This is a genomic window from Chitinophagales bacterium, assembly GCA_017303835.1.
GTDB lineage: Bacteria > Bacteroidota > Bacteroidia > Chitinophagales > Chitinophagaceae > JAFLBI01.
In genome coordinates this window covers 2,624,567-2,640,857 of sequence record JAFLBI010000001.1, presented here as the reverse complement: position 1 = coordinate 2,640,857, position 16,291 = coordinate 2,624,567, and the positions used below count along the sequence as shown (strand labels likewise).

Here is a 16,291-nt window from a genome sequence, read left to right as displayed (position 1 = left end):
CACATAGTGCTCAACTAACGATTATGAAAATTGCTACCAAATTTATCCATGCTGGTGTAGAACCCGATCCTTCTACCGGTGCCATCATGACACCGATTTACCAAACCTCTACTTACGTACAGGAAGCGCCAGCACAACATAAGGGCTATGAATACGCCCGCAGCCAGAATCCTACACGCTTTGCATTAGAGAAAGCTTATGCAGAAATTGAAAACGGACAGTTTGGTCTGGCTTTCAGCAGTGGTGTTGCCGCAACAGATGCAGTAATAAAACTCTTAGCGCCCGGCGATGAAGTGATCTGTGCCAATGATATGTATGGCGGTACTTACCGACTCTTCACCAAAGTATTTGAAAAGTTTGGTATCAAGTTTCACTATGTAAATATGCAGCAGGCGGAGAATATTCGTCCGCACATCAATGCCAATACCAAGCTAATCTGGACAGAAACGCCTACCAACCCGCTGATGAATATTACAGATATCGCAGCAGTGGCAGCCATTGCGAAAGAACACAAAGTGTTGCTGTGCGTGGATAACACTTTCGCTTCACCATATCTACAAAACCCATTAGACCTAGGCGCTGATATCGTAATGCATAGCGCTACCAAATATTTAGGTGGCCACAGCGATGTGATTCAAGGTTGTTTGATAATGAATGACGCTGCTCTGCGTGATCAATTGTATTTTATTCAAAAGTCATGCGGTGCTGTTCCAGGACCGATGGATTGTTTTTTGGTCTTACGTGGTATCAAAACATTGCATGTGCGAATGCAACGTCATTGCGAGAATGGCGAGAAAGTAGCCAACTTCTTACGCAACCATCCAAAAGTGGGTAAAGTATACTGGTGTGGTTTTGAAGATCATCCCAATCATGCGATTGCTAAAAAGCAAATGCGTGGCTATGGCGGTATGATGAGTTTTGAGTTGAAAGATGATAGTGTAGACAATGCGAAGCGCGTATTGTCCTCTACAAAAGTATTTGCCTTAGCGGAAAGCCTAGGTGGCGTAGAAAGCCTGATCAATCACCCCGCTTCTATGACACACGCATCTATTCCAAGAGAAGAGAGAATTAAAAACGGCTTGAGTGATTCCTTGATTCGCCTAAGCGTAGGTATCGAAGACGCTGACGATCTAATTGATGATTTAAACCAAGCGATCGGATAATAAAAATCCCCACATCCCGATGTATCGGGACCGTGGGGATTTTTATTAGTGCTTATTGCAGTACAAATGATTTTTCAAGAACATTCTTCGAGTCGCCGCCCACATAGACTTTGAATAAACCGGGCTCTGTTTTTTGTCGGCCAAAACCATCATAGAAAGCCAAATCACTTGGCTCTATCGTAAAGCTCACTTCTACAGAAGCGCCAGCTTTTACCGGAACACGCTTGAAAGCTTTCAGTTCTTTTACTGGTCTCACAATAGAAGCTGTTACATCACGCAAGTATAATTGTACTACTTCTATAGCATCTGTATTGCTGGTATTGGTTACCGTTACTTTTACTGAAACAGGTTTGTTTCTGGTCATCACAGTATCGCTAATACTATAGTCGCTGTATTTGAATTCACTATAGCTTAAACCAAAGCCAAAAGGATATAATGGATCATTGGGAATATCGCGATAGCGGGTATACCAGTTACCAGCAGGATCTGTTGCATTGGGTCTGCCACTATTGAAATAATTATAATACACTGGAATTTGTCCTACTGCATAAGGAAAACTCATCACTGTTTTTCCGGAAGGATTGTGCACACCCAGAATTACATCGGCAACAGCAGTACCATGTTCTGTACCCAAGATCCAGCAGTAAACAATAGATGATACAAGATCTTTGATTGGTGTGAGCACCAATGGGCGACCTGCATTCACCAATGCTACCACAGGCTTACCTGTTTTCTTCAACGCTTCAAGCAAACGAATTTGTGCTGCGGGCACTTCAGGCATGGCAATGGCACGATCTTCACCGGCCAGCTTACCACTGATACCAATATTCACTACTACTACATCAGCAGCATTGGCATTCTTCACAGCTTCATCAATTAGTTTTTGATCCAGTTTATCATCGGGGCGATAGCCCTGCGCATACGTAACCATGCCTGTTTTACGTGCCATCAATGCTTCATACAAAGAAACAGCTTCATTGGCATCGCCTTTACCAATCCAGAAATCAAACAAATCTTCTTTACTCTTGGCATAATGACCGATCAAAGCAACTCTTTGTGTTGGCTGCAGCGGCAATACATGATTATCATTCTTCAGCAATACAATACTTTCTCTGGCTGCTTTGCGCGCAATAGCGCGATGTTCATCGGTGAAGATGTTTGCTTTTTCTCTTGCTTCATCGCTATAGCGATATGGATCTTCAAATAATCCCAACTTGAATTTGTAGTACAAAATTTTTCCTACTGCTTCATCCAACAAAGCCATACTCACTTTGCCTTCTTTCACCAATTCAGGAATATGGTTCACCATGGCTTTGGTTTCCATATCCATCATACTACCAGCCTGAATGGCTTTCAGCGCTACATCTTTATTGTCTTCGGCATAGCCATGATTAATCATTTCACCAAAAGAGTTCCAGTCGCTCACTACAATGCCTTTAAAACCCCATTGCTTTTTCAGTATATCATTCACGAGATAACTGTTACCACTGGCAGGCACACCTTCAAACAAATTGAATGAGTTCATCACCGTAGCAGCACCTGCGTTCACCGCTGCCTGATACGGTGGAAGGTATTTATTCCACAATTGTACGCGCGATACATCAACAGTATTGTATTCTTTTCCTGCTTCAACAGCACCATAAGCTGCAAAATGTTTTACGCAAGCCAGTACACGATTGGTTTCAGAGAGATCGCCCTGAAAACCACGCACACGCGCAGCAGCAAACAAACCACCGAGATAAGGATCTTCACCTGCTCCTTCCATTACCCTGCCCCAGCGTGGATCATTACTGATATCGCACATCGGCGCGAAAGTCCAATGCAAACCAGCAGCTGCAGCTTCTTTTGCAGCAATAGAAGCTGTGATTTCTGCCGCTTCAGTATTCCAGCTACAAGCTTCTGCCAAAGGAATCGGGAAAATGGTTCTATACCCGTGAATCACATCAAACGCAAAGAGCAAGGGAATACCCAGTCGGCTCTGTTCTACAGCGATCTTTTGTACAGCCTTTGTCTCTGCTGCACCACTCACATTGAGCATGGAGCCCACACGGCCTGATTTCACTTCATTCATTTTAGCTTGCTGACCCGCATCATTGGCAGCAGGACCAGTAAACACACCACCATTTAATTGATTGAGCTGACCGGCTTTTTCTTCAACTGTCATTCTGCCAAGCAAATCTTGCACGCGTCTCTCTATGGATAATTGTGCATTCTTGTAAGGCAATGTTGTCTGTGCATATACGGTTTGTACCAACAGCAGCAGACCCAGGAATTTCTTCATATGGTATTCTTTTAGGTACTTCGCCAAGTTACAAACAAATGTGTGGCAAGTACCATTCTGTCTACCACAAATGAGCAATCAATACCATAAACTCAGGGATTTTCTGGAAGAAAAAGTAGCGCTGTACAACCAGCCCTCCTTTATTCCGGCTGATCCTGTCTGTATTCCACACCTATTCTCATCAAAAGCCGATATTGAAATTGCCGGCTTTTTTGCAGCCATATTCGCTTGGGGCAACAGAACTACGATTATCAATAAGTCCAAGGAATTGATGCAGTTGATGGATATGGCACCACACAAGTTCATTACCCAACATCAGGAATCAGACCTCAAGAGATTGCTCTCGTTCAAGCATCGCACTTTTAATACAACAGACCTACTCTATTTTATCCAGTTTTTACAACACCATTATCAGCAACACGATAGTTTGGAAACAGCTTTTGCGCAATGGATGGAAAAATCAGACACAGATACCACCCGTGCATTGACTGGCTTTCATCGCTATTGCTTTTCATTGGAAGATGCACCTGCAAGAAGTAAAAAACATATTGCCACACCGGAGAAGCAAAGCAACTGTAAACGACTAAGCATGTATTTACGCTGGATGGTGCGTGCTGATAAAAAAGGCGTTGATTTTGGTATTTGGAAAAAGATTCGTCCGGCACAATTGATTTGTCCGGTAGATGTACATGTGGCCCGAGTGGCATATCGCTTTGGCTTGCTGGAAAGAAAGCAGATTGACTGGCAGGCGGCACAGGAATTAACGGATGCGCTGAGGCAGATGGATCCTAAAGATCCGGTGAAATATGATTTTGCACTATTTGGTTTGGGGGTGATGGAGAAATACTAAGCGCTCAAAAAAGCTTTGTATCTTACTAAAACTAAAATAGTATAATCAATTGCATTTGTTGATCTAGAAATTTTCAAAACAACTTTAGCATCAAAAATGAATCTGCAGGAAATTGAACAACTAGGACCACAAGCCCTGATCAAGGCCATTAACGACCTGATCCTGCATGATTTTGATCAATTGATTTACATCCTCTACCGATTAGATATTCCTGAAGCCAAACTCAAAACACTACTGGCAGAACATCCACAAGAAGATGCAGCTAAAATGATTGCTGCACTCATCATTGAGCGACAGTTACAAAAGCAAAAAAGCAGAGAAACTTTTAGACAGCAGGGTGATATTCCTGAAGACGAACGCTGGTGATTATCGCAATAGCGCATCAATCGGCACTAACTGGTAGCCCTTCTTTCGCAGTGTTTTGATGAGTGCAGGTAATTCATGATACAATTTCTCTTTTCGCCTTGGGTCTGTTCCTACATGAATTAAGAGAATATATCCATCCAATCCATCTGCAGAAGAGAGCTGCTGATTCACTGATGCCATAATCGTTTTATTAGACACATAACGATTGCCCATCTCTGGCCAGGTATAATCGGCATTGGTGCGTACACCGGGTGTAAAACTGAACAATTGTGCACCTTTCCAGCTGGTCCAGGTTGCAATGCTGTCATTCCACCACTCATAAGGTGGAATAAAATATTTTACCTGCTTGGCCGGAATACCCAACTCTTCCATGGCATAGAGATTTCTGTTCCAGTCGTCTGAAAAAGTAGACCAGCTCACCAACAAACTATCTCGCTTCTGCCAATCGCAATACAACAAATGACCATCCGAATGTGGGCCCATATAGTGTTTGTCTTTGTACAGTTGCTGGATATCATTTTTGAACTTCGGATTTCGATACATTCTACCGGTAAAAAAGAACCCGGCTTTTACCTGCTGGTCTTTTAATGTCTTTCGAATAAAAGGTAAACCTTCTGCATATTCATCACCGGTGAATACCAAGGCTACTTGTTTGTGGTAACGATTCTTTGCTTTGACTACTGCGCCATGGGATACAAACAATTGCTTTCCGAAAGGATTGGCAGCTGCGGGACGAACAGTCTGTTGTTCAAAAGGCAGATAATTCGCTGCAGTATTCGCAAATCGTCCACGATTGCGATGTGCTGCTACATTGGCTTCCTGCTCTTTTGCTGCTAATAAATAAATCAATGAAGCAGTGCCATCCATCGTAGGTTCGTTGGTACTGTAATCGCCATAGTCATCATGATATACGGCCAGATCACTTTGAAACTCGGCGTACTCATCAGCATCCTGCAACTGAATACCAATAAGTCCTTTATAAATATTGGTGTACACCGGACCATCCACCAAACCTCCATCAATCGGATAATTTTTGATATGCGTAAATGCGCTGTGCGGGTCAACAGGTGTATCGCCCCACCAAGGTAATCCATAGACCATACTAGTGCCCCAGGGATTGCAACCAAACAACCAATCAATATTGGCTTGTTCTAATGCGAGGTATTGCTTGTTATTGGTTAGCTGTCGATACCACATGCACTGCTGCGCAAAAGCAACGGTGAGGTTATTGCTGCACCAGATAAAAGGAATACCTCGAAAGAAAGCATTTTGCTTGGCCTTTTGCCAAACCGCTTCAATACCACGTTGATAAAATTGTATCAAGCTATCTCTTTGCGCACCTTTTACCTGCTTTGCCAATTCATAATGCCCAACATTGATGAATGGATACCACTGATAATGCTTGGCTGTGTCTTTTCCCAACCATGGCGTTATCTTTTCCTGTTGTGCATACCAGAAAGCAGAATCGAGATAAGTCTTATTTGATTGTACAGCTGCATAAGCCAATTCCATATCATCTGTCCAATTGTCTTCCGCGTAGATATAGGGCGAACGTACAGATGCTGTTTGTGTAACGCCGGGTTGAATATTGCTGTAACGCAGCGCTGTCAAGCTTTTCTCGCGTAATAATTTTGCGTAAGCACTATCCGTTTTATTGAACAAGCGACTACCCAATGCAAAGCTGGCTGCATATTTCGCAGCTGTAGAAGATGTACCCTTGGTATCATTCAAGAATTTGCCACGCTGTTGCGGCTCACCTGTTACCAAATAAACAGGACGTTCAAAACCTCTGCCGTAGTAAGTATCTTCTTTAGGAATACGCATACCCATATGATCACGATCATCTCCTAACTGATTAAAAAGAATATTTGGTACCGGATGCATTTTCAATAACCAATCCAAGCCCCATCTAGCTTCATCCAACACATCGGCTAATCCATTACTACCGTTTGTACCGTTGGATTTTTTTTCATCGCCAAACACTTCAGGAAAATCGCGATAAGCCATCAGCAAATGGTAAGCCGCATTGGCAGAAGTAGTACCGTACTGCAAATAATCACTGGCATCATGCCAACCACCACTTACATCCATAAAACTGCTATCCATTAATCCGGCTTTGGCACCATACAATACATAACCGTCATGCGTATGGCAACTATCCTGTAAGAAAGGATTGTAGCCACTACGTTGTTGACGCATATAACGCAAACAGAAATCGGCTGTGCCCTCATATACATCTTCGCCAATTTCAAAAACAGGAGATGCTGCATTGCCCGCACGCAGATAATATTTACCAGGATGCTGAAACGCAGAGAAATCCAAACGTGCAGTTTGTTGAAACGGACCATAAGCACCATACAGCAAACCAACCGCAGCTTTGAAAACAGGCAGATTGGTTTTAGCATTCACCAATTCAAAGGCACTAATAGGTACTTTGTCTTTACTGCACCAAACAGCAGTTTTTTGTCCGCCCGGCAGATAGCCTAGCTGGTTGATGCGAATCCAGCTATTGACAGGCTTGGGCGAGTCAAAACCATACAGGCACAACAATAAACCAACTAGCAGGCAATGGGTTAGACTGTTTTTCATGCATCCTAAATTCTTTTCTAAGTTACACAATCATGCAGGTGGTGCAAAACAGCTAATTTCGGCGCTCAAAGTTTGCTTATGAAACTGGTTTCTTACCTGAGAGAAGGACACGATCAATTGGCTTTTCTGCACGATGGTTTTTTGTATGATGCGGATATGCAGCATCCGGATCTGCCCAACAGCATGAATATGTTTCTCCATTTCTGGGATGATATGTTCCCTATTGCGCAGAAAATAAATGCAGCCATTGTAGAAGGTCGTATTGGCAAAGAGAAAGGTATTGATTTGGAAAAAGTAGACCTGCTGGCGCCGATTCCCTTTCCTTCATCCTGCAGAGATGGTTATGCATTCAGACAACACGTAGCTGCTGCCAGAAGAAACCGCGGCGTACCCATGATTCCTGAGTTTGATCAGTATCCAATCTTTTACTTCACCAATCACCACAGTATCCAAGGTCCGGGCCCCATTGTGTGTATGCCGGATCATTTTGAAAAACTGGATTTTGAATTGGAAGCTGCGATTGTCATCTGCAGACAAGGCAGAAATATTCCTGCAGAAGAAGCGGATAGTTATATCGGCGGATTGATGATCATGAACGATATGAGTGCGCGTCGCCTGCAAATGGAAGAAATGTTATTAAACCTTGGCCCCGCTAAAGGCAAAGATTTCTCTACCGTAATCGGCCCCTGCCTCGTGACATTGGATGAACTGGAAGCTTATGAAACTGCACCTAAGCCGGGACATACAGGTAAGAGCTGGAATCTACGTATGCAATGCTGGGTGAATGGTGTGCAAGTGAGTGATGGCAATGTGGCGGATATGGACTGGACATTTGCTGAAATCATTGAGCGTTGTGCTTATGGCGTAACATTGAATCCTGGTGATGTGATTGGTAGCGGTACAGTTGGCACAGGCTGTTTCTTGGAATTAAATGGCACAGGCAAACTCAATAATCCTGAGTACAAAGAACAATGGTTACAAGATGGTGATGTAGTAGAGATGGAAATCACCGGACTAGGTAGATTACACAATACCATTGTTGCTGAAGAAACCGATTTTTCTATTTTTAAGAAGAGGCATCTAACTACTTAGTGGTTAAAAGCTTAACCGCTAAGACGCCAGGACGCAAAGTATCGCTAAGACAATGATGACAAAGGAAAGATATGAGTGGCTTGCCAAGCAAATTTTTCTTGCTGCATTAGAAGTACACAAGGAGCTTGGCCCCGGCTTGCTGGAAAGTGTATATCAATATGCATTTTGCAAGGAGTTATCCATCAGATCAATCGCCTTTCAACAGCAAGTTGCAGTGCCTTTATATTATAAGGGGAGCAATACCGGAAAAGAATTTTATATCGACTTATTGGTAGAAGACGAGCTAATCATTGAATTGAAAGCAGTAGATGAGATTCATCCTGTACATGAAGCACAATTACTTTCTTATCTGAAACTTGCTAATAAAAAGATGGGCTTCTTAATTAACTTTAACACTGTTCTCCTAAAGGATGGTTTTAGAAGAAGAGTAAATAATTATTAATCTTTGCGGGACCTCGTGTCTTTGCGCCTTTGCGGTTAAATATGAAAATAGACCTAAGTACCTTATCCCCCGCTCAAAAGCAAGCCTGGTTGCAACATGCGGTTGCCCCCAGACCTATTGCATTTGCCAGCACCATTGATGCAGCAGACAATGCCAACCTGAGCCCTTTTAGCTTTTTCAATCTCTTCTCGTCTAACCCACCCGTGGTGATTTTTTCTGCTGCACGCCGCGTGCGCGATAATACCACCAAGCATACTTTACAAAATGTAATAGAAGTACCCGAGTGCGTGATCAATATCTGCGATTATGCCATGGTACAGCAAACCAGCCTCGCCAGTTGCGAATACCCCAAGGGCGTAGATGAGTTTGTAAAAGCAGGCTTTACCAAAGAAGCTGCTACCATGGTGCGTGTACCCATGGTGAAGGAAGCCAAGATCAAAATGGAATGCAAGGTGTTGGAGACAAAAAGCCTTGGTGAAAACGGCGGTGCTGGTCAGCTTATTATTGCTGAAGTGTTGTGCATGCATGTAGATGACAGCATTCTCAATAGTGAAGGAACGATGATTGACCAACGCAAAATTGAATTGGTTGCCAGATTAGGTGGTGATTGGTATTGCAAAGTTAACCCCGATAATCTCTTTACTGTTCCTAAGCCCAATACACAATTGGGTATCGGGATTGATGCATTACCTGCAGGCATTAGAAACAGCAAAACACTTACAGGCAATGACCTGGGTATGTTGGCCAATGTGCACGAAATGCCTGTGGTAGATCCTGCATTTGAAGATGCGCAATTGAAAAATATTGTACAGTATTTCTCTGTGAATCCAGAGGAAATGGAGCAGGAATTACATCGTTACGCCGCTAAGTTGCTTGCAGCCAATCAGGTGGCTGCTGCATGGCAAGTTTTACTAGCTGGCGAAACTGCTTGAGGATAGATCAAACTCAACATTCAGTAAGCAGCAATCAGCTAAATAATTGGCTTGCGAAAGTGAGATGTAGGGTATTTTCACGGTATCTCCTGCAGTATGCAATTCCAATGTGGCTAAGTTCCTCGAACGCAAAAACGGACTTGTCTTAACGATAACATGTTGCACACGCGCTAAGTTGAGCAAGATATGCTCCCTACCCCATACCCCTTTTTCAATCTGCAGGGTTTGCTGATTATACCAATAGCGAAAATTCCGTTGCGCAATCAGGTTACTGATGGCATAATACATCAAAGCCAAAATAGGGAATACAACCAACCAGGGTTTCCATAAACAAATGGGTATACAAAGCAACACACAAGCAGGAAGACCAATCAATACGGTCATACGCCAACCATATGCATGATGTACTTTATGGGGCTCACTGTTTTCTGCAGGCCATACGGATTGATAGGGTGCAATAATTTTTCTTAGAACATCTTGCTGTAACACCGGAAGGCGAATCCACTGACCATCTTTGGTAATATCTTCTCCAGCCATGAAGAAACGTAGTATGCGGATGCCCAGCATGCCCCTTACCCAATTGCTATTCCAGCTCAGCATCTGCACTTTATTGTGTAACAACATTTTCTGTTGTGTTTGCAAAAACCCCCATTGCATCTGAAAGCCTTTTTCAGAGATGCGTAACTGCATGGCATAATAGCGAATCAATACTCGTGCAAATGAAACGGCCAATGTTAAAGTTAATACAGCACTAATTAATAGCGCCCAAAGCTGAGTTGCAGACAAAACCTTATCCACTTGTTCCCCAATCACTTTTTCTGTATCAACTCCAAAATATTGACGCAAATCCTCCATTCGCGCAATCGCAAAAAATAAAATCAGCAGTAAGGTCTTGATATGATTCTCTGATATAGCCAGTTTCAATACATCCGCCGTACTAATTCCCAAGATTGACGCAGGTACTTCCTGCTTTTCGCTAGTAACTGCTGTATGTGTTTGCTGCTGCAAAAGCCGCTGCAAAGCCATGGCTTTATGTAGATCAATCGCATCAATTTCCACTTCTGTATGTGCGCTACCAGCAGTTTCTAATTTCAATCCGCAGGTATTGGTGAAACGATGTAAGTAGTTTTGCTTGAGGTGAACAGATTGAACTCGCTCTAAAGGGAGAATGGTTTGTGTTTTGGACAAAACACCGGAGATAACGATCAACTCACCGCCTTGAACATATATCCTAAATCTGAAAAATTGAATTAGGTGATTGATGCGGATTAAAATGATGAAAACAAAAAAGCCCAGTGCATAATAGATAGCATAGTCTGCAAATCGGGATTTTTTACTTTCGGAACTGCCAAACAGGTATTTACCAAAAACAAAAAGTACCGCAAACCAGCTTTCCTTGAGTATTTTCCAGAGGATGAAAATCAAGGCAACGGGCGACTGCCGCTGTGGCTTGGAACAATCAAACGCCGGGACTTGCATGTGCAGCAATTTTTTCCATGATCCATTCTTTCAATTGCTCAGCAGTAGTCGCTTCTAAGCCATGTATACTGATATCTACATCACCGCTGGCGGCAGTCATCAATCGTACAGAAGCCAAACCGAATTTTCTTTCAATCGGACCACTACGCACCACACAATGCTGAATCTTGATAAAGGGAATGATATGGGTTGATTGGAATAGCCAGCCCTTTTTAAAGATGATGTCTTTGTCGCGCAAAGCCCATGCACGATTCTTGAATCCAATCTGTATTGCAGCAATAGTGAATGCAATCAATAAAGTAAATACCAATGATGCTAAGCCAATAGCCCACCAGAGCTGGAATTTTCGCACAAAAACAAACAAGCAAATGAGCGCAATCAATAAGATACCATAAGCTATTCCCCAACTGATGAATAGTACCCGCTTATACCTTGTTTCAACAGGTTGCAATAACGCTTTTGCATATTGTGGTATATCCGCATGTGGGATAATCGGGTTTTCATACTGCATATCGTGAAAATACTACTGTCGGCTTAAAGACAAGTTGTGAAAGCTGGGTTGTTTATCACCAAAAGGTTTATCAGAGATCGCCCAGCTGGGGACGCAAAACGATATCCTCCACACAAGCCTGAGGTGATAATTGCGCTGCTGCATAGACCATCTGCGCTACATCATTAGCTTCCATAATACGTTGAGGGTCTACGCCTGAACCACTCCAGGAATCAGTATAAGCTGCACCAGGATATACACCCGTTACTTTAATACCATGCGGCTTCATTTCCTCACGCAGATTTTTAGAGAAACCTGATAAGGCAAACTTGCTGATACTGTATGCACCACCGTTAGGATAAGCCTGCAGTGATGCGATGGAACAGATATTGAAAATATGACCGCGCTTGGCTTCCATCATTTTTGGTAACAAAGCACGTGTCAAATAGTAAGCGCTAAAGAGATTCACCTGCAGCATTTGTTCCAAAGCACCTGCTGGCTCATTATGTACACTGCCAGGCACAAACTGACCGGCATTGTTGACAATAATATCAGGTACACCATGTTCCAAAACCCAATCAGCAAATGCTTGCACTTCTGTCGCATCGGCCATATCTGCAGGTCGTGCTTTGTATTGTGCATAAGGCCAGGCTGCCATCAGCTCTTCCATGGTTTTGTACAAAGCTGCATGGTTGCGACTACAGAGAAATAGTGTATGTCCCTCTTTCGCGAAAGCCTCCGCAATAGCTTTACCCAAACCTTTAGACGCTCCTGTAATCACTACCTGCATAACAAAAACTTTTATGCGAAGTACGCTGTTTTTCGGCAGGTTTCTGCATGGTTCGGTTTACCTTGCAGCATGCCTTATAAACATATCTTTTTTGATCTTGATCATACCCTGTGGGATTTTGAAACCAATGCCAAAGCCACCCTGCAGGATTTATACCACAGCAATCAACTCATAGACAGAGGCATTACAGATTTTGATGCTTTCTTTGAACGCTATAGCTATCATAATGAAAGACTATGGGATCGCTATACCAAGGGCTTTATCAAACAGGAAGAATTGCGATGGAAAAGGATGTGGCTGGCTTTGCTGGATTATAAAATAGCAGATGAAACATTGGCCCGCGGACTGGCAGCGCAATTTCTGGAACTGCTACCTACCAAGCAGCACTTGTTTCCTTACACGATAGAGATTCTGACTTATTTGAAAAACAAAGGCTATGTGCTGCACCTCATCACCAATGGCTTTGAATCAGTGCAACATAGAAAACTGAAATATTCAGGCCTTACTGATTTTTTTGATGAAGTGATCACTTCTGAAGCCAGCAACAGCATCAAACCAGATGTAGCAATTTTTGAATACGCACTACAAAAGTCAGGTGCACAATTAGCAGAAAGCATCATGATTGGTGATAATCTGGAAGCCGATATTCAAGGTGGTAATAATGCAGGTATGGATACCATTTTCGTGAACCATGTGAATGCAGATCCATACATCCCATCCACTTATGTGATTCATCACCTGAAAGAACTGGAAAACATTTTATAAAAGAAAAACCCTCTCGTTTGAGAGGGTTTTTGATTAAGCTTTTGTAGCAGGCTTGGTTGTCTTAGTTTCTTTCTTGTCTTCCTTCTTCTCTTCTTTCTTGCAGCACTCCTTGCCTTTTTCTTTCATTTCTTTCTTGCAGCACTCTTTACCCTTACCACACTCTTTGCCATGAGCAAAAGCCATACCTGTGGTCAGTAAAGCAGCTGTTGCGAGTACCAATACTTTTTTCATATGTTATTTGTTTTTAAGCGTTATCAAATATACCTGATCCGGTCAGTTCTTAGTACCGTTTTTTGTTAAAATTACCAGCTGGCCAATACGGTTACCCCACCCTTTACCACCTCATTCAGCTGTACATGCACTTTGGTACCTACAGGCAATAATAGGTCCACCCGACTGCCAAACTTGATGAATCCGTATTCATCGGTCTGTTTTACCTGTTGACCAACCTTGGTATAATTACAAATTCGCTTGGCCAGTGCACCGGCAATCTGCTTCACCAGAATATCCCCTTTCGCATGCTTCAACACCACAGACCAGCGTTCATTCTCAGTGGATGATTTTGGATGCCAGGCCACCAAGTATTTGCCCTTGTGGTATTGGTTGTACACCACTTCACCACTCACTGGATTACGGTTGACGTGAACGTTAGCCGGACTCATGAACACACTGAGCTGAATACGTTTATCCTTGAAATATTCCTCATCCACCACTTCTTCAATCACCACCACTTTACCGTCTGCCGGACAAACAATCTGGTTGTCATTAACGGTAAGTGTTCTGTTGGGAATACGGAAGAAAGAGACGATAAATAAGAATAGTGCTAATGTCAAGACGAAAATAGAAATCGTTAACCATGCCAGCGATTCACTGATAAAAGCATAAGCCGTTAGGTTGATAATACCGAAAATCAGTGCAGCAATGGCGATGGAAGTATAGCCTTCCCGATGAATAGTCATTAGTAGAATTTGAGCGGCAAATATACGTATCTGCGCCTAGCTCAGAACAGCCAATACACAACCAGCCAGATAGCAGGTGCAGCCAGCAATAAGGAGTCGAAACGATCTAAAAAGCCACCATGGCCGGGCATAATGCTGCCGCTATCCTTGATATTGGCCAATCTTTTCAGTTTACTCTCCAGCAAATCGCCCAATGTACCCACAATAGCTGCGACAACGGCCAATAAAGCCATGGTAAACTGATGCGTTTGCCAATGGAGCAGCATACCGATCACCAAATAAGCAACTCCTCCCGTTAATACAATGCCCCCAATCGTGCCTTCCCAGGTTTTCTTAGGAGAGATAGGTGATAATGGCGTTTTACCAATCATGGAGCCAACGAAGTAAGCCATCGTATCATTCACCCACATACAACCAATGATGAATAAAGGAAAGAAAGCGAAATAATCCATACCCGGCTCCTGGATGGTGTACTTGCGACCAACCAGATTCATTAGCAAAGCAAGACTTAAAGACAAATAAATCAACCCGAAAAAAGAATGAGCAATCAACTTGAGTTGCAGCTTTTTATTGAATAGGATTTCTACCAGCGGCAACACCACCACCATCAGCAAACACAACCACCAGCCAATTTCATGTAAATAGATGGTTTCCGTAAGCTGATAATTTTCATTCATCAACCAGAGCATCAATCCCCAACCTGCCAGCATTACACCGTACTTGTGTAATTCATGAATACCTGCATAATCAGGATCAATCTTTGCCACAATCTTTTGGTATTCCTGCCAAGCACCGAAATGCACCAAACTGAACAAAGCGAATAAAGTCCACTGATTGGTGAGCAACCCACCCAGCATCACCACCACAAAGACAACAGCTGTTAAGCTTCTTATTTTAAGGGTTTGTAGATTTAATGCCATGCTTAGTTTAATAAAGCTTGATTCAATAATTCACGCGCCACATCTTTCAGATGCGATGGTACATATACTTCAATATCACCAAAATTGAGGTAACTATTATCCATCTTATTCATAATCTGCACCGGAATCTCATTCTCACTGAGCAAACCCTGCACAATACTGGCTTCTGCAGGATTTCGGGTAGCGTATATTTTCAACCATTGACTCATCCTAGCAAAGTTTCCTGTGTATCATGCTGGTGTGCTGTCTGCACTTCATCAGATGCTTTACGAAAATTCATCATCAACCAAACGATTGCTGCTAAAGCAATCAATCCAAACCATACAGGCATGGACTCATCAATTGCATCTTCAATCTTACGCCCCTTCTGTTGTGCCACAAATAGTGCAGTAATCACAAAAGCATTATTGATGAAGTGCATCAAGATACTTAGCCAAAGATTTTTGCTGTAATAAAATACATACCCAAGCAATAAACCAAGCGCTGTTCGAGATAGAAAGCCCATCACTGAAAAATGGATCGCACTGAACAAGATGGACGTAATCAAAATGCCCGCAAACGCATTGCGCGTTAAACCAACTGCTGTTTGTTGTACTGCACCTCTAAATAAAATTTCTTCAAAGAGTGCTGGCAGCAAAGCGATCACCAGCAAAGCAAAGAGATAATCCCCTACATTTTTAATGGTCGCAATCTTCAACACTTCTCGCTTATAACTTTCCTCCATGGCGTCTGCCATTTTTTTAAGCGATGCAGGAAGCTGAATATATTCCATCACTTCTGCCAAAGCACCACTCAAAGCCACTGCTGCTGCACTAATAAATAACACCAATAATATTTGGCGACTGCCCATCACGCCATTAAAACCAAGGTGTTGCATCGGTTTATTGGAAACCACCATGGCAAAAATCAAGGCAGGTAAACAGATAATCAAAAATGAGCCAACACTGTTGAGTATGCCCAATTGCCTGCCAGTACCGTCAATACTTCCATTCTCAATACGCACATCCATGGCGCTAGCCAATGCCTGCATGCCAAATGCACCCAAGATCATACAGACACCCACAACACCCAGTAATACTGCAACTTGTGCGGGCCAGTTTAGCCTGATTTGTGCTTTCATAGAACCGAAAATAAGCACGTACATTTGCAAATGCAGCCCACAGCTGCATTTAT

The 16,291-nt window shown here is 42.9% G+C and carries 17 protein-coding genes; 7 read left to right on the top strand and 10 right to left on the bottom strand.

Going from position 1 to position 16,291, the window contains the following annotated elements:
* Nucleotides 1-23: 23 nt before the first annotated feature.
* A complete protein-coding gene (locus J0L83_11995; protein MBN8665293.1) occupies nt 24-1,163 on the top strand; it encodes a cystathionine gamma-synthase in 1,140 nt (379 codons plus the stop codon).
* A 52-nt stretch (nt 1,164-1,215) separates the two neighbouring features.
* On the opposite strand, the gene bglX is transcribed toward J0L83_11995, so the two are convergent.
* Nucleotides 1,216-3,444 carry a beta-glucosidase BglX gene (bglX, locus tag J0L83_11990; protein MBN8665292.1) on the bottom strand — a complete coding sequence of 743 codons (2,229 nt, stop codon included), beginning with the start codon at nt 3,442-3,444 and terminating at the stop codon, nt 1,216-1,218.
* Nucleotides 3,445-3,514: 70 nt separating this feature from the next.
* Between bglX and J0L83_11985 the strand changes: the two genes are divergently transcribed.
* Both J0L83_11985 and J0L83_11980 read left to right on the top strand, forming a co-directional pair.
* Complete coding sequence (locus J0L83_11985) at nt 3,515-4,294, top strand: TIGR02757 family protein (protein MBN8665291.1); 780 nt, start codon at nt 3,515-3,517, stop codon at nt 4,292-4,294.
* A 96-nt stretch (nt 4,295-4,390) separates the two neighbouring features.
* Nucleotides 4,391-4,660 (top strand): hypothetical protein, encoded by a 270-nt coding sequence (locus J0L83_11980; protein MBN8665290.1) that lies wholly within the window; start codon nt 4,391-4,393, stop codon nt 4,658-4,660.
* Here J0L83_11980 and J0L83_11975 read toward each other — a convergent pair whose 3' ends face one another.
* Nucleotides 4,661-7,249 (bottom strand): glycoside hydrolase family 9 protein, encoded by a 2,589-nt coding sequence (locus J0L83_11975; GenBank protein MBN8665289.1) that lies wholly within the window; start codon nt 7,247-7,249, stop codon nt 4,661-4,663.
* A 78-nt stretch (nt 7,250-7,327) separates the two neighbouring features.
* Here J0L83_11975 and J0L83_11970 point away from each other — a divergent pair, with 78 nt between their 5' ends.
* The 3 genes from J0L83_11970 to J0L83_11960 are packed head-to-tail and all read left to right on the top strand — an operon-like array spanning nt 7,328 to nt 9,715.
* Complete coding sequence (locus J0L83_11970; GenBank protein MBN8665288.1) at nt 7,328-8,341, top strand: fumarylacetoacetate hydrolase family protein; 1,014 nt, start codon at nt 7,328-7,330, stop codon at nt 8,339-8,341.
* 55 nt (nt 8,342-8,396) lie between these two features.
* On the top strand, nt 8,397-8,783 hold the full coding sequence (locus J0L83_11965) for a GxxExxY protein (GenBank protein ID MBN8665287.1): 387 nt from the start codon (nt 8,397-8,399) through the stop codon (nt 8,781-8,783).
* Nucleotides 8,784-8,824: 41 nt separating this feature from the next.
* Nucleotides 8,825-9,715, top strand: a complete 891-nt coding sequence (locus J0L83_11960; protein ID MBN8665286.1) for a flavin reductase family protein — start codon at nt 8,825-8,827, stop codon at nt 9,713-9,715.
* Here J0L83_11960 and J0L83_11955 read toward each other — a convergent pair.
* From J0L83_11955 to J0L83_11945, 3 genes are all read right to left on the bottom strand, one after another.
* A complete protein-coding gene (locus tag J0L83_11955; GenBank protein ID MBN8665285.1) occupies nt 9,695-11,194 on the bottom strand; it encodes a PH domain-containing protein in 1,500 nt (499 codons plus the stop codon). The genes J0L83_11960 and J0L83_11955 overlap by 21 nt on opposite strands.
* A complete protein-coding gene (locus tag J0L83_11950; GenBank protein MBN8665284.1) occupies nt 11,175-11,705 on the bottom strand; it encodes a PH domain-containing protein in 531 nt (176 codons plus the stop codon). Before J0L83_11950 ends, J0L83_11955 begins: the two co-directional genes overlap by 20 nt.
* Nucleotides 11,706-11,775: 70 nt before the next feature.
* The gene (locus J0L83_11945) at nt 11,776-12,474 is read right to left on the bottom strand and encodes an SDR family oxidoreductase (protein MBN8665283.1); all 699 of its coding nucleotides are present in this window, start codon (nt 12,472-12,474) and stop codon (nt 11,776-11,778) included.
* 69 nt (nt 12,475-12,543) lie between these two features.
* Here J0L83_11945 and J0L83_11940 point away from each other — a divergent pair, with 69 nt between their 5' ends.
* Nucleotides 12,544-13,239: a YjjG family noncanonical pyrimidine nucleotidase gene (locus J0L83_11940; protein ID MBN8665282.1), complete on the top strand. Its 696-nt coding sequence runs from the start codon at nt 12,544-12,546 to the stop codon at nt 13,237-13,239.
* Nucleotides 13,240-13,272: 33 nt separating this feature from the next.
* On the opposite strand, the gene J0L83_11935 is transcribed toward J0L83_11940, so the two are convergent.
* From J0L83_11935 to J0L83_11915, 5 genes are all read right to left on the bottom strand, one after another.
* On the bottom strand, nt 13,273-13,470 hold the full coding sequence (locus tag J0L83_11935; protein ID MBN8665281.1) for a hypothetical protein: 198 nt from the start codon (nt 13,468-13,470) through the stop codon (nt 13,273-13,275).
* A 71-nt stretch (nt 13,471-13,541) separates the two neighbouring features.
* Nucleotides 13,542-14,198, bottom strand: a complete 657-nt coding sequence (locus J0L83_11930; GenBank protein MBN8665280.1) for a phosphatidylserine decarboxylase family protein — start codon at nt 14,196-14,198, stop codon at nt 13,542-13,544.
* 41 nt (nt 14,199-14,239) lie between these two features.
* Nucleotides 14,240-15,118, bottom strand: coding sequence for a phosphatidate cytidylyltransferase (locus tag J0L83_11925; protein MBN8665279.1), 879 nt, complete (start codon nt 15,116-15,118; stop codon nt 14,240-14,242).
* 2 nt (nt 15,119-15,120) lie between these two features.
* Nucleotides 15,121-15,327 (bottom strand): DUF2007 domain-containing protein, encoded by a 207-nt coding sequence (locus J0L83_11920; GenBank protein ID MBN8665278.1) that lies wholly within the window; start codon nt 15,325-15,327, stop codon nt 15,121-15,123.
* On the bottom strand, nt 15,324-16,238 hold the full coding sequence (locus J0L83_11915; protein MBN8665277.1) for a CPBP family intramembrane metalloprotease: 915 nt from the start codon (nt 16,236-16,238) through the stop codon (nt 15,324-15,326). The genes J0L83_11920 and J0L83_11915 overlap by 4 nt, the downstream gene beginning before the upstream one ends.
* Nucleotides 16,239-16,291: the final 53 nt, after the last annotated feature.